2 protein-coding genes are annotated in these 1,656 nt (G+C 28.9%); both read left to right on the top strand.

Going from position 1 to position 1,656, the window contains the following annotated elements:
• Window positions 1–282: GNAT family N-acetyltransferase (locus WB217_RS13570; RefSeq protein ID WP_423993748.1), on the top strand; the 282-nt coding region annotated here is incomplete at its 5' end.
• 343 nt (window positions 283–625) lie between these two features.
• Window positions 626–1,567, top strand: a complete 942-nt coding sequence (locus WB217_RS13565; protein ID WP_423993747.1) for a phosphotransferase — start codon at window positions 626–628, stop codon at window positions 1,565–1,567.
• The last annotated feature ends 89 nt before the right edge of the window (window positions 1,568–1,656 follow it).

Raw genomic sequence — 1,656 nt, 5'->3', positions numbered from 1 at the left:
ATAATCAACAATACAACTAATCGATTAATTGGTGATATTTATTTAAAAAGGGAAAATTGCACTTTTGGGATTGGATACACTATAAGTCCATTTCACGCTAAGCAAGGCTATGCATATGAAGTACTTGTCGCAATTATAGCCTGGCTCAAGCAAAAAGGTTGTATCAGAATAAATGCGGGCGTTTCACCTGAAAATCTTGCTTCAATAAACTTACTCAAAAAGCTAAAATTTACTTTTCTTTCTTCAGATGAAGGAGAACATATATATATATTGGATTTGTAAAAGATATGAACTAATTCTCAATGATCAATTCGCTTAAAAGAAAATAATAATATGTTTAAAAAGATTTTTCTTGTGAAGTGATTCACTTAAACTATCGGGTGCTTTAATCCAGGAAGGATTTTTTGTTCAATAAGGGTTTTATTATATAGGTGGGTAAAAATCCTGTTGTTAAGTAACGGAGACAAGTTTATATTTTCCAATAAGCTTAGCTGAATAAGCATTCGGATTAACAAAGATAAATTCAGTTTTCAAAGGAGATTTAGTGTGAATAAAGGATGCTTCAATCAAAATTTTAATGAAAAAATAATATAAACAAAAATAAAATAAAGAGGAGATAAAAGAAATGCTTTTATCTGATTTAACTTATGAACAATACAAATCATTGAATGAGGATAGTAGTTTCTGGTTTAGTAAAATGACGGGAATTATTAAAAAGGAAAACTTACCTGCAGGGCTCTTGACTCGCTTTTCTTACGGTTCAAATATTGTGTATAGTTATAATAGTGAGATGGTAATTAAACTATTTCCTAGTTATTTTAAAAATCAATTTGATCGTGAAGTTGAGGTGTTAAAAAATATAGAAAGCTATATAACAATAGTTGAAACACCGAGGATACTCTCTATTGGTTCATATGAAGGGTGGAATTACCTTGTTATGAATGAACTAAAAGGAACGTTGCTAATTGATTTATGGGACAACCTTACAATGGAAGAAAAGAAAGAATTTAGTATAGATTTGGGTAAGGTAATGCGAGAGTTTCATTCCATCCCAATTGATATCTTTGATAAAATTGATGTGGACTGGTCATTTTTTATAAAGAATCAATATCTTAATATGAAAGCTAATCAAAAAAAGTTCAATTTACCTCAAAAACTTTGGGATGATTTAGAAGAGTATGTTGATGAATCTTATATAAATTTCAACCCTAAACTTAATATGTTAACTGGAGAATTCACCCCATTTAATTTACTCTTTATTAGGGAGAATAATAAATGGAAGTTGACTGGGGTTATAGATTTTGCCGATAGTTTTTTAGGTGATAATGAATATGATTTGCTAGGTCCAATCCTTTTTATTTTTAATGGAAATAAGGAAACTACAAAGTCGTTCTTAATCAGCTATGGCTTTAAACAAGAGGAGCTTAATGATACGCTTCGAAAAAAGCTTATGATTTATGCTATTCTTCATCGATTTAGTAATATAAATTACTATGTCTCTAGGAATACTAAAGCAAGTAATTGTGAAGGGTTAGAAGATCTATCAAATCACCTCTTTAATTTTTAAAGTATATTGAAGATGAATGGTAATAAACAATTTTTATGTACGATAGAAATTTCGAAATTTCAAGCATATTTTAAATTAATTGAATGGAA

The sequence above is a fragment of the Mesobacillus sp. genome (assembly GCF_049588175.1).
Taxonomy (GTDB): Bacteria; Bacillota; Bacilli; order Bacillales; family Cytobacillaceae; genus Mesobacillus.
This window is presented reverse-complemented; position numbering and strand designations above follow the sequence as displayed.

Coding starts and splice junctions, on each gene's coding strand:
- WB217_RS13565 (WP_423993747.1), top strand. CDS start 626: ATGCTTTTATCTGATTTAACTTATGAACAATACAAATCATTGAATGAG.